At 62.0% G+C, this 19,128-nt stretch carries 14 protein-coding genes and 1 CRISPR repeat array; of the genes, 11 read left to right on the top strand and 3 right to left on the bottom strand.

Translation table 11 applies throughout. The features are described 5' to 3' along the window. From N4264_RS21600 to N4264_RS21590, 3 genes are read left to right on the top strand one after another with little or no spacing between them, the layout of a single operon-like run. Positions 1–714, top strand: coding sequence for a fimbrial biogenesis chaperone (locus N4264_RS21600; protein ID WP_261694287.1), 714 nt, complete (start codon positions 1–3; stop codon positions 712–714). Continuing rightward, a complete protein-coding gene (locus N4264_RS21595; protein WP_261694286.1) occupies positions 693–3,221 on the top strand; it encodes a fimbria/pilus outer membrane usher protein in 2,529 nt (842 codons plus the stop codon). Before N4264_RS21600 ends, N4264_RS21595 begins: the two co-directional genes overlap by 22 nt. A 9-nt stretch (positions 3,222–3,230) precedes the next feature. Continuing rightward, positions 3,231–3,659 (top strand): Csu type fimbrial protein, encoded by a 429-nt coding sequence (locus tag N4264_RS21590; protein ID WP_261694285.1) that lies wholly within the window; start codon positions 3,231–3,233, stop codon positions 3,657–3,659. A 13-nt stretch (positions 3,660–3,672) separates the two neighbouring features. Here the strand turns inward: N4264_RS21590 and N4264_RS21585 are convergent, their stop codons facing one another. Together N4264_RS21585 and N4264_RS21580 are read right to left on the bottom strand one after the other, a co-directional pair. Further along, a complete protein-coding gene (locus tag N4264_RS21585; protein WP_261694284.1) occupies positions 3,673–3,942 on the bottom strand; it encodes a hypothetical protein in 270 nt (89 codons plus the stop codon). Between the two features lie 713 nt (positions 3,943–4,655). After that, positions 4,656–4,979 (bottom strand): hypothetical protein, encoded by a 324-nt coding sequence (locus tag N4264_RS21580; protein WP_261694283.1) that lies wholly within the window; start codon positions 4,977–4,979, stop codon positions 4,656–4,658. A gap of 949 nt (positions 4,980–5,928) precedes the next feature. Here N4264_RS21580 and N4264_RS21575 point away from each other — a divergent pair. The 7 genes from N4264_RS21575 to cas2 all read left to right on the top strand — a co-directional run bounded on the left by N4264_RS21575 (position 5,929) and on the right by cas2 (position 13,668). Next, positions 5,929–8,178: a CRISPR-associated endonuclease Cas3'' gene (locus tag N4264_RS21575; RefSeq protein WP_261694282.1), complete on the top strand. Its 2,250-nt coding sequence runs from the start codon at positions 5,929–5,931 to the stop codon at positions 8,176–8,178. Between the two features lie 158 nt (positions 8,179–8,336). Continuing rightward, complete coding sequence (gene cas5c / locus N4264_RS21570) at positions 8,337–9,011, top strand: type I-C CRISPR-associated protein Cas5c (protein WP_261694281.1); 675 nt, start codon at positions 8,337–8,339, stop codon at positions 9,009–9,011. After that, complete coding sequence (gene cas8c / locus N4264_RS21565) at positions 9,008–10,816, top strand: type I-C CRISPR-associated protein Cas8c/Csd1 (protein WP_261694280.1); 1,809 nt, start codon at positions 9,008–9,010, stop codon at positions 10,814–10,816. The genes cas5c and cas8c overlap by 4 nt, the downstream gene beginning before the upstream one ends. Further along, entirely contained in the window at positions 10,813–11,682 is an 870-nt protein-coding gene (cas7c, locus tag N4264_RS21560) for a type I-C CRISPR-associated protein Cas7/Csd2 (protein ID WP_261694279.1), read from the top strand. Before cas8c ends, cas7c begins: the two co-directional genes overlap by 4 nt. Before the next feature lie 16 nt (positions 11,683–11,698). Then, complete coding sequence (cas4, locus tag N4264_RS21555) at positions 11,699–12,334, top strand: CRISPR-associated protein Cas4 (protein ID WP_261694278.1); 636 nt, start codon at positions 11,699–11,701, stop codon at positions 12,332–12,334. After that, entirely contained in the window at positions 12,331–13,371 is a 1,041-nt protein-coding gene (gene cas1c / locus N4264_RS21550; protein WP_261694277.1) for a type I-C CRISPR-associated endonuclease Cas1c, read from the top strand. Before cas4 ends, cas1c begins: the two co-directional genes overlap by 4 nt. Positions 13,372–13,377: 6 nt before the next feature. Continuing rightward, the gene (gene cas2 / locus N4264_RS21545; protein ID WP_261694276.1) at positions 13,378–13,668 is read left to right on the top strand and encodes a CRISPR-associated endonuclease Cas2; all 291 of its coding nucleotides are present in this window, start codon (positions 13,378–13,380) and stop codon (positions 13,666–13,668) included. A gap of 176 nt (positions 13,669–13,844) precedes the next feature. Next, a CRISPR array of direct repeats spans positions 13,845–16,195; the repeat unit is 32 nt; unit sequence GTCGCGCCCTGCGCGGGCGCGTGGATTGAAAC. Positions 16,196–16,903: 708 nt separating this feature from the next. Here cas2 and N4264_RS21540 read toward each other — a convergent pair. After that, positions 16,904–17,887, bottom strand: coding sequence for an IS5 family transposase (locus N4264_RS21540; RefSeq protein ID WP_261692799.1), 984 nt, complete (start codon positions 17,885–17,887; stop codon positions 16,904–16,906). Between the two features lie 154 nt (positions 17,888–18,041). Here N4264_RS21540 and N4264_RS21535 point away from each other — a divergent pair, with 154 nt between their 5' ends. Further along, positions 18,042–19,112: an IS630 family transposase gene (locus N4264_RS21535; protein ID WP_261692906.1), complete on the top strand. Its 1,071-nt coding sequence runs from the start codon at positions 18,042–18,044 to the stop codon at positions 19,110–19,112. Positions 19,113–19,128 lie beyond the last annotated feature (16 nt).

Genomic DNA, 19,128 nt, shown 5'->3' with positions numbered 1-19,128 from the left:
ATGACTCCACGTGCGGCGCGACTTCCCTGGGTCGCGCTCGCCGTATCGTTTCTCGCAAGCGGTGCGGCGCAGTGCGGTTCCTTGTCATTGACGCCGGTCCGGGCGGAATTGAAGCCCGGCCAGCGTACGACCAATTTTGAGCTGAAAAACCCCACCGATCAGGCGATCGTCGTGCAGGCCGAGCCGCGCAAGTGGTCGCAGGATGGCGGACGCGACAATGTCGTCGCCGACAATGGCCTCATTGTTGCCCCGCCGGTGATCAAGCTGCCCCCGCAGGGGCGGCAGGTGGTCCGCGTGGCCCTGCGCAACCCGCAAAGCGCCACCGTCGAACAAAGCTACCGTGTCAGCTTTCGCGAAGTCCCCCCGGAAACGCCGGACGTTTCCACCGGTGTGCGTACCATCGTGGAGCTGAGCGTTCCGGTGTTCGTTGCGCCGGATAAGCCGATCTCCGATCCGCCATCGCTCAGCTGTCATGTGGCGGGCTCTGGCGCGCTCGACATTACACGCAACGGACCGGTGCACTATCGATTCACGCGCCTTCGTTCCGTGGGCAGTGGTGATCAACGTGTGCTGCACGAGGGACAAGTGTATGTGCTGGCAGGGGCCAGCCGTCGCGTGAACCTGCCTTCGAACACGACGATCCGGGCAGGCGACACGCTCGCGTTTGATGCGGGGGGCAGGGACGCGCAAACGTGTACGGTCGCGTCGCGCTGAGCGCCGTCTGCCGCGCCCTTTTCCTTGCACTCCTAGCCCTGATGCCGGCGCTGGCGACCAGCGCCGACGAAGAATCGTGGCTGGGCGCGATCGTCAACGGGGAAGACCGGCATTACACGCTGCGGATGGTCAGGGATCGCGATGCACAGTGGTTGCTGCGCGCTCTTGATCTGAATGTCCTCGGGCTGCCGGTACCATCAGACGCACCGCGACGCATCGATGGCGAAAGCTTTCATCGCGCCTCGTCCGTCGCCGACGTGCGGATCGAAGTACGCCCGGAATTTGGTGTCGTACTGATCACCGCTGCCACCCCGCTCGAATCGGAAGGTGCGAGCGACTGGCTGCTGACGGTGAATCTCAATCACGTCGCCAGGGAAGAGCCGGTCGTCGCAACCGGTCCGGCCAACGACCTGGTCATGGACGCGAAAGATCTCCACGCTGTCGGACTGCGCGCATCGGTCATCGCAGAGGGCCCGGTTTCGCTGCGCGCCGTGCCGGGCCTGCGCTACAGCATCGACGTACCGAATCAGGTCCTTTCGCTGTATGCGGATACGGCGCTGCTGCAGACCACGGTCGTCCGTCCAACCGGTGGCGAGAAGGTTGCCGTGTCTGCCGACCTGATCGGTGGCGCCGCACTCAACTACGAACTCGTGGCGCAGCATGCCGATACGGAATCGGACATCGGTGGCTTGTTCGAAGCCGTTGTCTTTCGCGGCACCTGGTCGGCGGCCAGCCGGCACGCGCTGTTGCCCGGCTCGGGCGAACTGGTTCGGCTGGAGACAGGTTTCGTGCGCGACTATCCCGAGACGGGGCGCCAGCTGCGCATAGGCGATGCCATCGGAGGCAGCGGAACCCTTGGGGTGCCGGTGCGATTTGGTGGCATCCACTATGGCACCGAGCGATCGGTGCAGCCCTGGGCCCTGCACAGCGTACCGATCGTCGTGAAGGGAGAATCGGCGCTGCCTGGTGTACTGGATGTCTTCATCAACAGCCGCCTCGTGGGTACGCAGCCGATCAATCCTGGGCCATTCGATATCGGCGCTATTCCCGGTGTGACGGGCTCGGGCAATGTGCGCGCCGTCGTGCGTGACGTGCTCGGCCGGGTGCAGGTGATCGAGTCCGACTTCTACGGTGATCCTGGCTTGCTGATGCCCGGCAAGCAGGAGTGGAGCATCGACGCCGGCAAGCTGCGCGTAGGGTTTGGTGGCGCGGGTGATCGCTACGGCGACACCTTTGCCGCGGCCAGCTGGCGGCGCGGCATGAATCCGCATCTGACCCTCGAAGGGCGAATGGAATGGTTTCCGGATCACCTCGTGCTGGGTGCAGGCCTGGTTGCGGTGATCCTCGATGACGCGCTCGTCAACCTGGGTGTCGAACAGGATATGCCGGCGGACGGCCCGAACCGTCACGCCGTGAGTACGGGTGTCGAACACCGCGGCCGGCATGTCAGTGCCGGCGCCCGCCTGCGCGTCGCGCAAACGGGATTCACCAGTCTGTCGAATCGTTCGGCATTTGCGGCGCGGCGCAGCCTGGTGGCCTATCTCAACGCCGAGCTCAAGCCGGTAAACCTCGGCATCAGCCGCATCGATCGCGAAACTTTGGATGGAAAGCGCTACGCCGCCTGGAATGTGCGCGGTTCAGTGCCGCTGTGGCTGGGCTATCTCCAGGCCCTGGTGTCGCGGGAAGATGAAACCAAGGACACGACGGTTTCGCTCTCCTACGTGCTGCCCTTGGGCCCGCAAAGCAATCTCAGCGCGAATGCATCGTCGTCGGATGAGTCCAGCTTCTGGGACGTTTCCTACCAGAAGGCACCGCCGCGCGGGACGGGCGCGGGCTATCGCGCGTCGGTGGGCGCCCAGGGCGGACGCCTGCGGAGCCAGGCATCGGTCATCCACAACGGGCCCTGGGGCGTCGCGCAGGTGGATGCGGCGCGTGTGGAGAAGGAAACCGCCCTGCGTGGATCCTTTCGTGGTGGCGTGGTCTGGGCAGACGGCCGCCTGTGGATGTCCCGTTGGCTGGACGGCCCGTTCGCCGTGGTCGATGGCGGCGCAGAAAACGTGGAGGTCACGCTCAACGAACAGGTTGTCGGCCGCGCCGACGAATCCGGCCGTGGGTTGGCCGTAGGCCTTCTTCCGTACCAGCGCAACGTCGTGGGCATCGACGACCAGGATGTTCCCCTGGAAGTTTCGCTCCAGCGCACGCGGGCCGAAGTGGTACCTGCCCGGCGCAGCGGCGTACGCGTGCATTTTGCGGGCACGCTGCGTCGCAGCTTCGTCGCAACGATCGTCCGCAGCGACGGCGCGCCCGTTCCGGCGGGATCCGATATCCTCGCCAACGATGTGTCCGGTATTGTGGGTGCCAACGGACTTGCCGCCTTCGAAGCGGGAATGGCCGGGCGACAGGATCTCATCGTCAGCTGGCCTGACGGCAGCTGCTCCGTGGGCGTGGACATCCCGCAGGCCAGTGACGGCAGGCCGGGCGAGCTGGGCACCATCACCTGCCTGTAGGAGGTTGTCATGTGGAAAACGCGGTGTTCGGGTTTTGTGGTCTATGCGGCAGCATTGCCGGCCGTTGCCTGCACCGTCAGTGCCGACCCCATGGCCTTCATGCCGATCAATCCGCTGGACGCCGCATCCACCGACAGCTTCAGCCGCATCGATGTCTACTGCCCGGATCCCACCGAGTACAGCATCAGCCTGAGCGCCGGCAACGGCGATTTCGCCGACCGCACGCTGACCGGCACCAGCGGGAATCTCGCCTACAACATTTACGCCGATGCATCGCGCAGCACCATCTGGGGCGATGGCAGCGGATCCACCGTCACCGTCTCGGGCACCGCCGACGCCGCCGGCGTATCGCACACCGCCTACGGCCGCATTCCCGCGCAACCCACGGCGATACCCGGCATGTATGCCGACACGCTCGTCGTCACCGTGACGTACTGAGCGGCCCCACCCGCTATTCCGATGCAGCCTCGGGCACCGGCTGCAGACTCGCCGCCAGTTCCTCCAGATCCGCAATCGCCGCCTCCAGCGCGTCGTAGAACTGGCTCTGGCGTGACATCAGATCCAGCTCCGTGCGCTTGAGCTTGCCCAGCGTCCCGTCGAACAACATCCACTGCGTGGTCAGCAGCTCGACATTGTTCTTCGCGTAATGGCGCATTTCCTTGAGCTGCAGCACCGTGTCATTCACATGATCCAGCTCGGTTTTCGGATTTTCCGAAGACATGACGAATTCCCTTTGTCCAGGCGCCCAGACAGGGTAGTGGCCGGAAGCTGGCTGGGGGTGAAACGGGCTGGGCGGTGGGAGAACGCGCCGCGCGGGGTGATCGGGCAGAGGAATCCGTCGCTGCGAGCAGAGCCCGAATGTTCCCGCGCAGGTCCGAGTGGCTTTCGCCGCAGCCGCAACGAAGAATAGGAACCGGCGCCCGCTACCCTGGCTGTCACGGCTGCACTCGTCAGCACAGCCCCGTGCCCGACAGCGCTCGCGCGATTGGCGCTGTCGGAGGGATAGCAGTCACCGGTGGTTTTCATGGCAAGCGTCACCGGAAACACCGTTCCATCGTGCGCAGCGGGTGAGTCTTCCGGAAAGACGCACCGCGCTGTTTGGATGGGTCAACCGCTCCGGTGCGGTTGACGGTGTTTCCTGTGACGTTCGCAGTGCAACATCGTGAGGCGTGGCAGTTCTCGTATCGTGGTCGCAGCCCCACCCCGGGTGAACCCTGCGGGTTAACCCGGGCTATAAAAGCAGTGCTCCCTGTAGCCTGGGTAAGCGCAGCGCACCCGGGGTGAATTACGCGACAAAAACTGAAAGTGCACAACGGTGGGCTGGGGTGAGTGCAGCGAACTCCAGCAAGGGCGCAAAATACACAGGCCGAGGTGCCATAGAGGCCCGATGTCGGGGTTCGCTGCGTTCACCGCCAACCTACAGGGAATGGCAGATCAGCGCGCCAGTCGCTGCCGTTGAAAGTCGGCATGGCTTTCCAGGGTTGTCATCGCGTCGATGAATTCGGTGAGCTGGGCGACGACGTGGCCGGCGTCGTGCATCAGGTCCGACCGACGTGGGTTGTCGCCGTTGGCGGCCGCGCGTAGCAGCTGTGCGACGGTGCGCAGGCTGGCAAGCGTGGTGTCGCGTACGTGGCGTGCGGCGCGGAGGATGCGCGGAAAGTCGTGGTGATCTTCGGCCAGCGCGGGTACGAGCACATCGTGGATGCCGTACTCGGGCGAGGTGTCGACCTGATCATCGTCATCGTGGGAATGCCTCACGCGCCGCTCCTTGATGCAGCGGGGCGGGTAAGGCACGACAGCGGGGCCCGGGAATTGCGATGCAACCGCCTGCACCGGCGCGAAACCGGATGCAGGCGGCGGGTACGACTCGACGGCAAACGTTCGCGATCGGCGAACGGGCGTTCCATGCGGAGAGACATTGCGTGTCCTCGACGAGTGGGAGTGACCCGTCACCGGACCCGAAACGGTGACGGACGACGCCTGGTTGGTCTACCGGGAGTAGGTTCCGGCCAGCCTTGCGGCTGCCAAGCGCCGCCCGCCATTGAAACCGGATGGTATCAATAGGGCGCCCAGCCGAAGACTGGGCACAAAAAAGCGCCGGCATCGTCGGATGGGCGCTTGGCTGCGCCTACTCTCCAGGAGACCAATCCTGGGCTGCCGATTTGGCGGCAGCAAGGTGATTCTTACGGACCCGGCGCGACGGCGTCAATCCGTAGGGTGGCAGATTTTCCGGGCGGCGCGGTATGGGGGCGAAGCCTCTGATCTGCTCGGCGGTGACCTGCTCGTGCGATGTCCGTACTCTGCGCTTCAACGGGGCGAAACGGCTTCGGGTACCTCGGCGGTATGCGGTCCGCGGCCATAGCGGGTAGCGAGTTCTATAGACGTGCATTTACGACGGTAACGTTCAATACTTCTGTGGCGACGTTGTGCCACCCGAAAAAAATGGAAGATGGTCGCGCCATGCTGGACCGCGTGTATTACGGGCATCTTCCCATCGTCTGGTCCTGTGGTGCGTGGCGCCGTAAGTTTCAATAACGGGTGAATTGGCATATATCGTTGCGTGGCGCTGATTGTCTCAACCTGTGCGATGCGTCTTAGCTTCCTTAGACCATACCCGGCGTGCGCGCAGTACTCCGGTGGTGCAATTGCAATGCGCACGAGTTCGGACAGACGGTACGGAAGGTGCGCGTCTGAGCAGGGAGACACGATGGTTTTCCATGCACATTCGACGGAAAAGGCTAATCGATCCGATTGGCAGCTCTTGCGGGAACATCTTGTCGCGGTCGGAGAGGGCGCGGCCGCCAATGCGGCCTGGTTCAATGCACAGGTGCTGGCGAGGGTCGCCGGTATGCTGCATGACCTTGGCAAGTACACGGAGCGCTTTCAACGCCGTTTGGCGGGGGATCCCTACGCTGTCGACCATGCGACCTGGGGCGCCCGCATTGTTCGAGAGCGATATTCAGGCCGTCAGAACGGGTTGGCGACATTGCTAGCCTATGCCATCGCGGGTCATCACGCCGGACTTGCTAACGGTGACGGGGGTGAGAAGCGCAGCTCCCTGCGTGAACGGATGTCGGATGACTATCGTCAGACATTGCCGCCACTGTTGTCGGCTTGGGAAAGTGAAATCGCCCTTCCGGATGCAATCTGTCTGCCGGACGGTTTCAAGCCTTGCAGCAAACGTGGCGCATTCCAGCTGGCTTTGCTGGTACGAATGCTGTTCTCGTGTCTGGTCGATGCAGACTATCTGGATACAGACAACTTCTATCGTCGCGTCGAGGGCGCGCCTCCGCGTCTGCAGAACATGTCGCCCGGGTTGGCGTTGTTGCGTGACACGCTCAGTGAACACCTCGCCCGACTACCCACGGTCGGCGGCGTCAACCCCATCCGCGCGGAAGTCCTTGCTCACGTGCGCAGCAAAGCGACCGAAACGCCCGGGCTGTTCTCACTGACGGTGCCAACCGGTGGTGGCAAGACGTTGGCGTCTCTGGCTTTTGCGCTCGATCACGCCGTCAGGCACGGCCTGCGGCGGATCATCTATGTCATTCCGTTCACTAGTATCGTCGAGCAGACAGCGGCTGTTTTTCGGGGTGTCTTCGGTGATTCGGACGACGTCGTTCTGGAACACCACAGCGCTTTCGTCGACGACCCGTCCACCGCGTTCGCGTCGAAGGACAAACGTCGACTGGCAATGGAGAACTGGGATTCGCCCATCGTTGTCACCACCGCTGTTCAGTTTTTCGAAAGTCTATTCGCAGACCGGCCGTCGCGCTGCCGGAAGCTGCACAATATTGCCGGCAGTGTCGTTGTTCTGGACGAAGCGCAAACCTTGCCACCAAAGCTGCTACGGCCGTGCGTGGCGCTGATTGACGAGCTGGCACTCAACTATGGGACCAGCGTGGTCATCTGCACGGCGACACAGCCATCGCTTCGGAAGGATCAAGGCTTTCCCGACGGGTTGGAGAACGTGCGCGAGCTGGCACCGGAGCCGAGATCGCTCTATCAGCGGCTTCGTCGCGTAACGGTGCGCCATGTGGGCGTGCTTGAGGATGAAACTTTGGTGGGGAATCTCCGTAGTCGGAACCAGGTACTTTGCATCGTCAACAACCGACGGCATGCACGGCACTTGCTTGAGTCGATGGAAGACCTGGAAGGTACGTACCACCTGACCACGCTGATGTATGCGCGCCACCGTCGGCAAGTGCTTGAAGAGGTGCGCGCCCGGTTAGCCGAAAATCTGCCATGCCGGCTGGTCAGCACCAGTTTGATTGAGGCAGGCGTGGATATTTCGTTCCCGTCGGTCTGGCGCGCCGAGGCGGGCCTGGACTCGGTGGCGCAGGCCGCCGGCCGCTGCAACCGGGAAGGTCTGGCATTGCCGGAAGCGAGTGAAGTGCTGGTGTTTCGGACGGCGAACCCCCATTGGGCGCCTCCGCCGGAGCTGAAGCGCTTTGCAGAGGCGTTCCGTGCCACAGAGCGCCGACACAGTAACGATCTGCTTGCGTTGGCAGCGGTAGATGACTACTTCCGAGAGATCTACCACCTGTTGGGCAGCGACAGGCTGGACAACGAAAACCTGCTCGGACTGCTCAAGGGCGCCGGCCCGGAGAACTTGCCGCTGGAGACATTGGCAGCCCGCTTCCGAATCGTGGAAACAGCAATGCTGCCGATTATCGTGCCGTTCGTGCCAGGTACCGGGAACCGTGAGCCCTACATCTCCAACGCGTTGAAAACTCTCGAATACGCTGCGACGGCCGGGCGATGGGTGCAGCCCTACCTCGTTCAAGTCCCGAGGCAGGCGTACGACGCGCTAAGGTGCGCGAGCGCCATCGCCCCGGTGGCGCCGGAACGGTATGGGGAACAGTTTGTCGAGCTGGTGAATCCGAGGCTGTACGACGCACGGTTTGGCTTGCGGTGGGACAACCCACAGTTCCTTGACGCGGAGCAATTGGTGCGTTAAGAAAATAGTGGACAATTGCTATCGAGTACGGCGACTCGGGAGGGGCAGGCGGAGTAGGCGTAAGCATCAGCTCTGGCTGATCTGTGTTCTTTCTAACAAGGCGGTGTTGACGGAGGTCAGGTGTCGTAGCCATCTACGCCAGGTAGCGGGGAGGGACAATGTCGTATGGAATCAAGCTTCACATCTGGGGCGACCGGGCGCTGTTCACACGCCCGGAAATGAAGGTCGAACGCGTCTCCTACGACGTGATAACGCCGTCGGCGGCGAGAGGAATACTGGATGCCATTCACTGGAAGCCCGCGATTCGATGGGTAATTGACAGCATCCAGGTATTGAAGCCGATTCGTTTCGAATCGATTCGACGCAACGAGGTCGGCGCAAAACTTTCCGCAGCCAGTGTTGCCAAGGCCATCAAGGCAAAACGCACGGATGGATTGGTGACCTATGTCGAGGAGGACCGGCAGCAGCGGGCCGCGACCATCCTGCGGAATGTCGGTTATGTGATTTCGGCGCATTTCGAACTGACCGAGAATGCCGGCGCCGACGATAGTGAAGGAAAGCACCTGGACATCTTCAATCGGCGGGCTCGGAAGGGGCAGTGCTTCCAGATGCCGTGTCTGGGAACGCGGGAGTTTCCCGCCCACTTTCAGCTCGTGGAGGATGTCGATTCCGTGCCGGTGCCAGATTGCGCCCTCAACGGTGAGCGCGACCTTGGCTGGATGCTTCATGACATCGATTTCGCCGACGGCATTACGCCGCGATTTTTCCGCGCGCGAATGATCAACGGATTGATCGCAGTTCCGGCGTGGTCCGGCGAGGAGGTGCACGCATGATCCTCTCCGCGCTGGCTGACTACTACCAGCGTTTGCTGGACGACAGCGCTTCGGGTGTTGCCCCTCCGGGCTACAGTCAGGAGAAGATCAGTTTCGCAATTCGACTTGCAGAGAACGGCGAAGTCGTCGATATCAGTGATCTTCGGGATATGAGTGGGAAGAAGCCGACACCGCGGCTGATCCGCGTGCCTCAGCCTGGAAAGCGGGCGTCTGGTATCGCTTCCAACTTTCTATGGGACAAGACCAGTTACGTGCTGGGCGTCAGTGCGACCAGCACGCGATGTGAAAAGGAGCATGCCGCGTTCAAAGCAAGACACTGCGAAGCGCTGGCCGTATCCAACGACCCGGGCGTGCAGGCTCTGCTGGCGTTCCTGGATGGCTGGACGCCGCAGCAGTTCCGGGAGAACGTCCATTTCGTCGACCAGGGCGACGAAATGCTGGATGCCAATGTCGTGTTCCAGTTGGATGGCGACCTGGGCTACCTGCATGATCGACGGGCGGCGCGTGACGCTTGGCAACAGCAGCAAGGCGGAGACGAATCACGCGGAACGTGCCTTGTTACGGGCGAGTATTCGCCGCTGGCGCGTCTGCACCCGGCAATAAAAGGCGTGAATGGCGCACAAAGTTCCGGCGCATCCATTGTTTCGTTCAATCTGGGCGCATTCTCGTCGTTTGGAAAAGTGCAGGGCGACAATGCGCCCGTTTCGCAGCAAGCCGCATTTGCGTACACGACGGCGCTGAATCATCTGCTGCGCCGGGACGCGCACAATCGACAGCGCCTGCAGATCGGCGACACGACGATCGTGTTCTGGGCCCAGGCGCCAGCCACGAGAGATGCGGAGGAGGCCGAGAGCTTGCTCGCGGCGTTTCTTGACCATCGCGATGATGACGCTCGTGAGACGGAACTCTTGCGAAGTGCGCTCCAACAGATCCGGCATGCGCGTCCATTGCGGGAGCTCGGCGGGCATCTAAATGACGGAACGCAGATCTTCGTCTTGGGACTTGCACCGAATGCGTCGCGACTTTCCGTCCGCTTCTGGGAGACAGACACCCTTGGGCGCTTTGCACAGCGGCTCGCTGCCCACTATGACGACCTGAAGATCGAGCCTGTCCGTTGGCAGCGTCCACCATCACCCCGGACGCTAGCACGGGCAACCGCTCCGATTATTAGTGGCAAGACCAAAGACGAAGACGTATCGCCCCTGCTCGCTGGTGAGCTGACGCGCGCCATACTTTGTGGCACGCGTTATCCCTTGAGCGTGGTGGGCACGCTCGTCATGCGTTTTCGGGCAGACGGCGAAGTTACTGGTACGCGTGTGGCGCTGTGCAAGGCAGTCCTGGTCCGCGATGCGCGGCTGAGCAACCGACAGACCGACGAGGGAGTACTACCCGTGAGTCTCGATCTGACCTGTGCCGATCCCGGCTATGTATTGGGGCGACTGTTCTCGACCCTGGAGAGTGTTCAGAAGGCGGCGCTGGGAAGGCAGGTCAACGCCACCATCCGCGACCGCTACTACGGCGCTGCGTCGGCGACGCCGGCAAGCATCTTCCCGGTGCTGCTGCGCAACGCGCAGAATCACCTGAGTAAGATTCGCAAGGAAAAGGCGGGGCTGGCGGTGGTGCTTGAGAAGGAAATCGGTGCCATTGTCGATTCGCTGGAAACGTCGTTCCCTCGGAGTCTGGCAATCGCCGCGCAAGGACGGTTTGCGATTGGCTACTACCACCAGACACAGTCGCGCTATGCCGCGGGTGACGAAGCGGAATCGCATGAAACCGTGAATGAATCGGAAGGAGTCTCGGCATGAGCGTGATCACTCACCGCTATGAATTCGTCTACCTGTTCGACGTCGCCAATGGCAACCCCAATGGGGATCCGGATGCGGGAAACCTTCCGCGTCTTGACCCTGAAACCAATAAGGGCCTGGTGACAGACGTAGCGCTAAAGCGAAAGATCCGGAACTATGTATCCCTTGAGAAGGAGGGCGAGCCGGGTTTTGCGATCTATATGCAAGAGAAGTCCGTGCTCAATAATCAGCACAAACAGGCCTATTCCGCGCTGGGGATCACGCACGAACCGAAGAAGCTACCAAAGGACGAGGCCAAGGCGCGGGAATTGACCGCCTGGATGTGCAAGAACTTCTTTGACGTGCGAACCTTCGGAGCGGTGATGACGACGGAAGTCAATTCCGGACAGGTTCGCGGTCCCGTCCAAATGGCATTCGCCACATCCATTGATCCCGTTCTGCCACTGGAAGTGGCAATCACCCGCGTCGCGGTCACCAACGAGCGTGATCTGGAAAAGGAACGCACCATGGGACGTAAGCACATTCTGCCTTACGGCCTCTATCGGGTGCACGGCTTCATTTCTGCGAAGCTTGCCGAGCGCACCGGATTCTCCGAAGACGACCTGCAGCTGTTTTGGCGATCCTTGGGCAACCTGTTCGAACACGACCGGTCGGCAGCTCGCGGCGAGATGGCAGCTCGAAAGCTCATTGTTTTTGAGCACGAGAACCCAATGGGCAACGCACCTGCGCATGTTCTGTTCGATGCGGTTCACATCGGTCGCGCCGGCGGTGATGCCACAACTCCGGCACGCGGCTTCTCCGACTACCGCGTCAGTGTCGATCAGCAGCGTGTGCCCGCGGGTGTGACGGTATCCGAAATGTTCTAGTGGGTCGATGGCGCGCGTGGACAGTGAAGAGATCATTATTCCGATTTCCGCGTTACAGCACTATCTGTACTGTCCGCGTCAATGTGCGTTGATTCATGTCGAGCGTCTATGGGCAGAGAATGTCCACACCGCTGAAGGGCGATTGCTGCACGATCGCAGCGACCGCCCTCGCACCGAGGCGCGACACGGTGTGCGTACTGCTACTGCGCTGGCAATCGGAAGCGACGGATTGGGGCTGGTCGGTGTAGCAGACGTTGTGGAGTTCGTGGGCGACGACGGATTGCAGCCATTTCCTGTCGAGTACAAGCGCGGTAGCCCGAAGTCACACCGTGCCGACGAAGTTCAGCTATGCGCGCAAGCCTTGTGTCTTGAGGAGATGCTGGGAACTCCGGTGCCGGAGGGAGCCTTGTTCTACGGAAAGACGCGACGACGTGTTGTTGTCCGGTTTGACGCCGGGCTGCGAGCCCTGACGTTGGAGGTAATCAATCTTGTCCGCGCGCTGATACAGAACCAGACGACGCCAACAGCAGATTACATGGCATCGCGATGCGACTCCTGTTCTCTTTTGGATTTGTGCCGGCCGCGGCGGTCGCCAGGCAGGGAAAGCGTGAAGGAGTGGTTGCGTCGAGCACTCGGGGATGATTCGTCGTGAGACCGCTTCTCAATACGTTGTACGTGACGACGGAAGGCGCGTGGCTGCGAAAAGATGGCGAGAACGTCGTGATTGATGTCGAGAAGGCAGAAAGTGGGCGTTTACCGTTGCATTTGCTGTCCGGCATCGTGTGTTTCGGAAACGTGCTGATGTCCCCCGCGCTGATGGGGCATTGTTGTGAGCTGGGAATTTGCGTTTCCTTCTTGACAATGAACGGCCGATTTCTCGCCCGCGTCGAAGGGGCCGTGTCGGGAAACGTGCTATTGCGTAGAGAGCAGTACCGGTGCAGTGACGATCCATCCCGCTGTGCGGCAGTCGTATGTCATATTCTGCTTGGGAAGATCCACAATCAGCGCGCGGTGATTCGTCGCGCGATACGCGATCACGCTTCAAGCTGTTCGGCGGCTGAATCTGGAGCGCTCGTGCAGGCTGACCGTGGCCTGGCACACATAGTGGAGCGGTTGCACCGTACGCCGGATGTAGACAGCTTGCGCGGGCTGGAAGGAGACGCAGCGCGACGGTACTTCGACGTCTTCCGGAATCTGATTCGGGTGTCCGACGCGGGCTTTCAGTTCGAAGGAAGAAGTCGCCGGCCACCTCGCGATCGCGTGAATGCATTGTTGTCCTTTCTCTACACACTGGTCACGCACGATTGCCGGTCCGCACTGGAATCGGTCGGGCTCGATCCGGCTGTTGGCTTTCTTCACCGTGATCGTCCGGGCCGTCCGGGGTTGGCGCTGGATCTCGCAGAGGAATTCCGTTCCGTACTCGCCGATCGCCTTGCGCTGTCATTGATCAATCGTCGGCAGCTCAGGCCTACGGATTTCATTGTTGCCGATAGCGGGGCAGTAACCTTGAAGGATGATGCGCGCAAGACCGTACTGGTGGCGTATCAAGAGCGAAAGAGGGAGCCCTTGAAACATGCTTTCTGCGGCGAGACTGCCGAAATCGGGCTATTTCCGTGGTTGCAGGCTCAGTTGATGGCACGTCATCTTCGGGGCGATCTCGACGCGTACCCGCCATTTCTCTGGAAGTGAGTTGCCATGCTGATTCTGGTGACGTATGACGTCAGTACGGTGGACGTCGAAGGTGAGAAGCGACTACGTCGAATTGCCAAGGCCTGCAGGAACTACGGTCAACGTGTGCAGTACTCGGTTTTCGAAGTGGAGGTGGAGCCGGCAACCTGGGTGGCGCTCCGGCAGAAATTGGTCGACATCATTGATAGTGACCACGATAGCCTCCGTTTCTATCAACTCGGCGCCCATGGCGAGCGACGGGTAGAACATATCGGCGCCAAGCGCCCCGTGAATCTGAAGGGGCCGCTGATTTTCTGAGTGCGAACCGCTAGCGACTTGCCGTCCCTCGGAGGGTTCGCGCGGGCGTAACACGTTGATTCATTGGCGCACTTGTGCGCCCACCCTGATTCGAGGGCGTGATTTTCCCAGTGCACGAAGAGGTTCGCGCTGGTGACCGATTGGTTCCTTGAAAATCTGTCAGTTAGACTGGGGCCGTCGCGCCCTGCGCGGGCGCGTGGATTGAAACAAGCTTGATCGCAAGTACACCCGCGGTATCGGCTGTCGCGCCCTGCGCGGGCGCGTGGATTGAAACAAGGCCTGCTGCGGCGAGCACCGCGTCAGCTGGTCGCGCCCTGCGCGGGCGCGTGGATTGAAACACCTCCGCGTTCGTGTCCTCGATCGCGCGTGACGGGTCGCGCCCTGCGCGGGCGCGTGGATTGAAACTGCTCGAAATGCGACACGAAATACACCGTCAGCACGTCGCGCCCTGCGCGGGCGCGTGGATTGAAACAGCGTCGTGGCCCCGGACGGTACGACCCTGCCGGTCGCGCCCTGCGCGGGCGCGTGGATTGAAACGAAATGCCCGCACGCCGGGCAGCGGGTGCCATATGTCGCGCCCTGCGCGGGCGCGTGGATTGAAACGTGCCATGCAGCGTGCCGCGCTGGGTGGATGGGTGTCGCGCCCTGCGCGGGCGCGTGGATTGAAACGTCCGCGCCCAGGCGGCGACCGCGTGGCAGGCGTGTCGCGCCCTGCGCGGGCGCGTGGATTGAAACGTCCGCGCCCAGGCGGCGACCGCGTGGCAGGCGTGTCGCGCCCTGCGCGGGCGCGTGGATTGAAACCGCCGTTGACACGCCACTGAAACCGGCCGCCCTCGGTCGCGCCCTGCGCGGGCGCGTGGATTGAAACCCCAGGCTCGTCAGCGTCAGCAGCTCCGTCGGCGGTCGCGCCCTGCGCGGGCGCGTGGATTGAAACTTCAGCAGGCCGGTACCGGGGATCAGGTTGCCGAGTCGCGCCCTGCGCGGGCGCGTGGATTGAAACCGGTACGGCCAGCCATTGGTGCTTCTCCGTGAGGTGGTCGCGCCCTGCGCGGGCGCGTGGATTGAAACGTTCTGCGCCAGGTGCATGCGTTGGGCGGCCGTGTGTCGCGCCCTGCGCGGGCGCGTGGATTGAAACTTGGTGGCCTCGGTCGACGTGCAAGCCGGTAAGCGCGTCGCGCCCTGCGCGGGCGCGTGGATTGAAACATTGCCAGTGGCGCGCGCCAGCTGCGCGCGAGCCGTCGCGCCCTGCGCGGGCGCGTGGATTGAAACCAGTACCGCACGATGCGGCCCGGCGGCGTACGGGCGTCGCGCCCTGCGCGGGCGCGTGGATTGAAACGGCAAGGTCGTGACCCCGGTCAACTTTGGCGAGGTCGCGCCCTGCGCGGGCGCGTGGATTGAAACGTTTGCATCGCCGGCCGACATGGCGGCGGATGAGGCGTCGCGCCCTGCGCGGGCGCGTGGATTGAAACCGTGCCGACCAGGTGTATGCGTGGTGTAAGAAGGTCGCGCCCTGCGCGGGCGCGTGGATTGAAACCGGAGCCGGCGCGCAACACGAACCCCATGACGCCGGTCGCGCCCTGCGCGGGCGCGTGGATTGAAACGTCTGGGTGCTGGTGGACCGGCCGTGGATGACGTGTCGCGCCCTGCGCGGGCGCGTGGATTGAAACAATCAAACTAAAACTGATCCATGGTTTTATAAGGTCGCGCCCTGCGCGGGCGCGTGGATTGAAACAACTATACTATCAAGACTTTCCAGGGTGCAGCGGGGTCGCGCCCTGCGCGGGCGCGTGGATTGAAACATATACAGGTAGGCATAGTCCTCAGGGCGCAGTAGGTCGCGCCCTGCGCGGGCGCGTGGATTGAAACGTTGATCCCTGCAGCGGAGGTCGAAAGCGAATTCGTCGCGCCCTGCGCGGGCGCGTGGATTGAAACTGCCCATCGTCGAGGTTGTAGCGCGGGTACGTAACGTCGCGCCCTGCGCGGGCGCGTGGATTGAAACGCCGCCATCTGCAGCAAGATGAGATCGCGCTGACGGTCGCGCCCTGCGCGGGCGCGTGGATTGAAACTGCGATCGCCTCGAGCGATTCCCGCGCATCCAAGGTCGCGCCCTGCGCGGGCGCGTGGATTGAAACTGCGATGCAATCGCTACCGGTTCGGGACCGATAGTCGCGCCCTGCGCGGGCGCGTGGATTGAAACGGTCGATCACGACGTTCAAGGCCGCGCTGCAGGAAACGTCGCGCCCTGCGCGGGCGCGTGGATTGAAACAGGCCATCACCTCGGTGATCATCTTGTAGGACGTCGCGCCCTGCGCGGGCGCGTGGATTGAAACACGTGCGGCGCTGAGGCGCTGGTCAATCCTGTCAAGTCGCGCCCTGCGCGGGCGCGTGGATTGAAACATCAAACTTGAGGGGCTTGATGAAACTATCAAGGTCGCGCCCTGCGCGGGCGCGTGGATTGAAACACCGAACGCTATCAGGCAGCAGCAGACGCGGTGGTCGCGCCCTGCGCGGACGCGTGGATTGTGAAATAGCGGCGTCGTCGCCGGCGTCGGCCTGGACGCCGGTCGCGCCCTGCGCGGGGCGTGGATTAAAACCGCCAGGGGGGCAACGAAAATCATGAGCTCGCGCCAGTCGCGCCCTGCGCGGGCGCGTGGATTGAAACTCGAAGATCACGGTTGGCACGACGGCGGTGAAAGGTCGAGCCCTGCGGGCACGGGGTTTGCGTGGATTGAAACATGATACTGCAGAGTCCTGCGCAGGGAGAGAAGCGTCGCGCCCTGATCGGGCGCGTGGATTCTAACCCGGACATGGTGGCACCGACCGTCTCAATGGAGCCGCTCCAGGATCGTCCTAACGGAGCCACCGGCGGATCGGTCTAATAGACCCAGTTGAGGCTCTTGCAGGGCCCTCGATCGGCTTTCAAAGCTAGCCTTCCGGCAATTTGACGAGAGGACAGTGAAGAGCATTCGTAGGTTCGAGGCGGATGTGTGCCGAGAGGTCCTTTCCGCCTGCGGCTTGGGTGCCGTGCCGGAGGTGAATTATGCGTCGTGTGCACAAATTGTAACTATGGATAGGTCGGCTAACTGCCAACGTCTCTTCTCCTCTAGGGAAAGTCTGAACAAGCCTCGAAAACTGCTTGTCTGAAGACTCGGTCGCATGCCGGTGGTGATGAAAATCGGTTCAGAGCGAACGAGATTGCTTTGCAAAGGCTGCAAATAGCAGCCTTTTTAACGCGCTATGCCACCTTCGGACGCAACTCGCCCGTCATCGCCAGCAATCGCTTTCGCGCCATCCACAGATTCGATAGCGCGAACAGCGTCAGGATCTGCGCCGTGTTCTTCGCCAGTCCCTTGAAGCGCACCTTCACGTAGCCGAACTGACGCTTCACGACACGGAACGGGTGCTCCACGCGCGCGCGAATACTCGCCTTGCGCTTCTCCGCTTTCTCGATCGCACGCTTCTGGCGTCCTTCCGGCATTGCCTTCACGCTGCTGCGTCGACGAGCAATCTGCCAGTCCAATCCTCGGCGCGACGAATGCTTGTCCGCGCCCGTGTAACCGGCATCGGCATAGACCACGCTTTCCTTGCCGTGCAGCAGATACTCCGCTTCATTCACATCCGCTTCGTTCGCTGCGGTTGTCGTCACCGTGTGCACCAGTCCGGAGTCGACATCCACGCCAATGTGCGCCTTCATGCCGAAGAACCACTCATTCCCCTTCTTCGTCTGATGCATCTCCGGATCTCGTTCACCTCCGGCGTTCTTCGTCGAGCTCGGTGCTGCGATGATCGTGGCGTCCACCATCGTTCCGCGCTTGAGCATCAGCCCTTTGCGCGACAGATAGCCGTTCACTCGAGCCAGAATCTCGGCACCCAGCTCGTAGGTTTCCAGCAACCTCCGGAAATTGAGAATCGTCGTCTCGTCCGGGATCGGCTTCGTCAACGATAGGCTCGCGAACTGGCGCATCGACGCGATCTCGTACAGCGCTTCTTCCATCGCCGGGTCGCTCAGCCCGAACCAGTTCTGCATCAGATGAATCTTCAGCATCACCTTCAGCGGATACGGTCGCCGCCCATTGCCAGCCTTCGGATACACCGGCTCGATCAAGTTCAGCAGGATCGTCCAGGGAATAACCTGCTCCATCTCTGCCAGAAACACCTCGCGGCGGGTCCGTTTGCGCTTGCTCGCATACTCGGAGTCGCCGAAGCTCATCTGGTCCATGCGCGTGCCTTTGTGTGGGAGGGTACTATCTCAACACAATCGGGTCGGACTTGTTCAGACCTTCCCTAGTGTGGTGTTCCGTTAATAGATTGAATTAATTGGCCAAAGGAGTAATCTCTCGTAGTCCCCGACGGAGACTGCGAAGATGGCGCGCATGGGTCGACCGATCAGCAAGCTCGAGATCTCTGCCGATGAGCGGCGCGAATTGCTGGCGCAGCTGGCAGTACGCAAAGCGCCCGAAGACGAAAAGCTTCGGATTCGAATCGTGCTGGCGTGCGCAGATGGGCTTGGTGGGGAAGCGATTGCGAAGAAGTACGCTGTCTCGGAGCAGACGGTATCGAAGTGGCGCCGTCGCTACGCGGCGTATCGTTTTGCCGGGCTTACCGATGCCCCGCGTCCTGGTCGTCCGCGTTCGGTCGACGATGAGTGCGTGCAGGCAGTGATCGAACGCACCCGCAAAGCCAAACCCACGAAAGCCACGCATTGGAGCGTGCGTTCGATGAGCCAGGCCAGCGGCGTATCGGCGACTTCCGTGCATCGGATCTGGCGTGCGTTCGGCTTGAAGCCACATCTGACCAAGACCTTCAAGCTGTCGACCGATCCGCACTTCGTGGCCAAGGTGCGTGACATTGTGGGTTTGTATCTGGCGCCACCTGACCGGGCTTTGGTGCTGTGTGTGGATGAGAAGAGCCAGATTCAGGCGCTCAACCGCACGCAGCCTGGCCTGCCGATGACTTTCGGCAAGCCGGCAACGCATACGCATGACTACCAGCGCCACGGCACCACTTCGCTCTTCGCTGCCCTGGATGTGGCTACCGGCAAGGTGATTGGCCGCCTCAAGCGCCGCCATCGCAGTGCCGAGTTTCTCGAGTTCCTCAATGCCATCGACCGCGATGCGCCGAAAGGTCTCGACATCCATCTCATCCTCGACAACTACGGCACGCACAAGACCGAGGCGGTGCGTAGCTGGTTCGCTCAGCGTCCGCGCTACCACCTGCACTTCACCCCGACATCGGCTTCATGGCTCAACCTCGTGGAGCGCTTCTTCTCCACGTTGACCACGCGCTGGCTCAAGCGTGGCGCACACGTGAGCGTCGCCGACCTCGAACGATCCATTCGCGAATACCTGCACCAACACAACCAAGATCCAAAGCCGTTCACTTGGCGACGCACTGCCGACCAGATCATCGCGAGTGTCGGTCGGCTGGGGCGCGCAATTAGTTAAGCGTATTAATGGAACA

The sequence above is a fragment of the Tahibacter amnicola genome, assembly GCF_025398735.1.
In the GTDB taxonomy this organism is placed as follows: Bacteria; Pseudomonadota; Gammaproteobacteria; order Xanthomonadales; family Rhodanobacteraceae; genus Tahibacter; species Tahibacter amnicola.
This window is presented reverse-complemented; position numbering and strand designations above follow the sequence as displayed.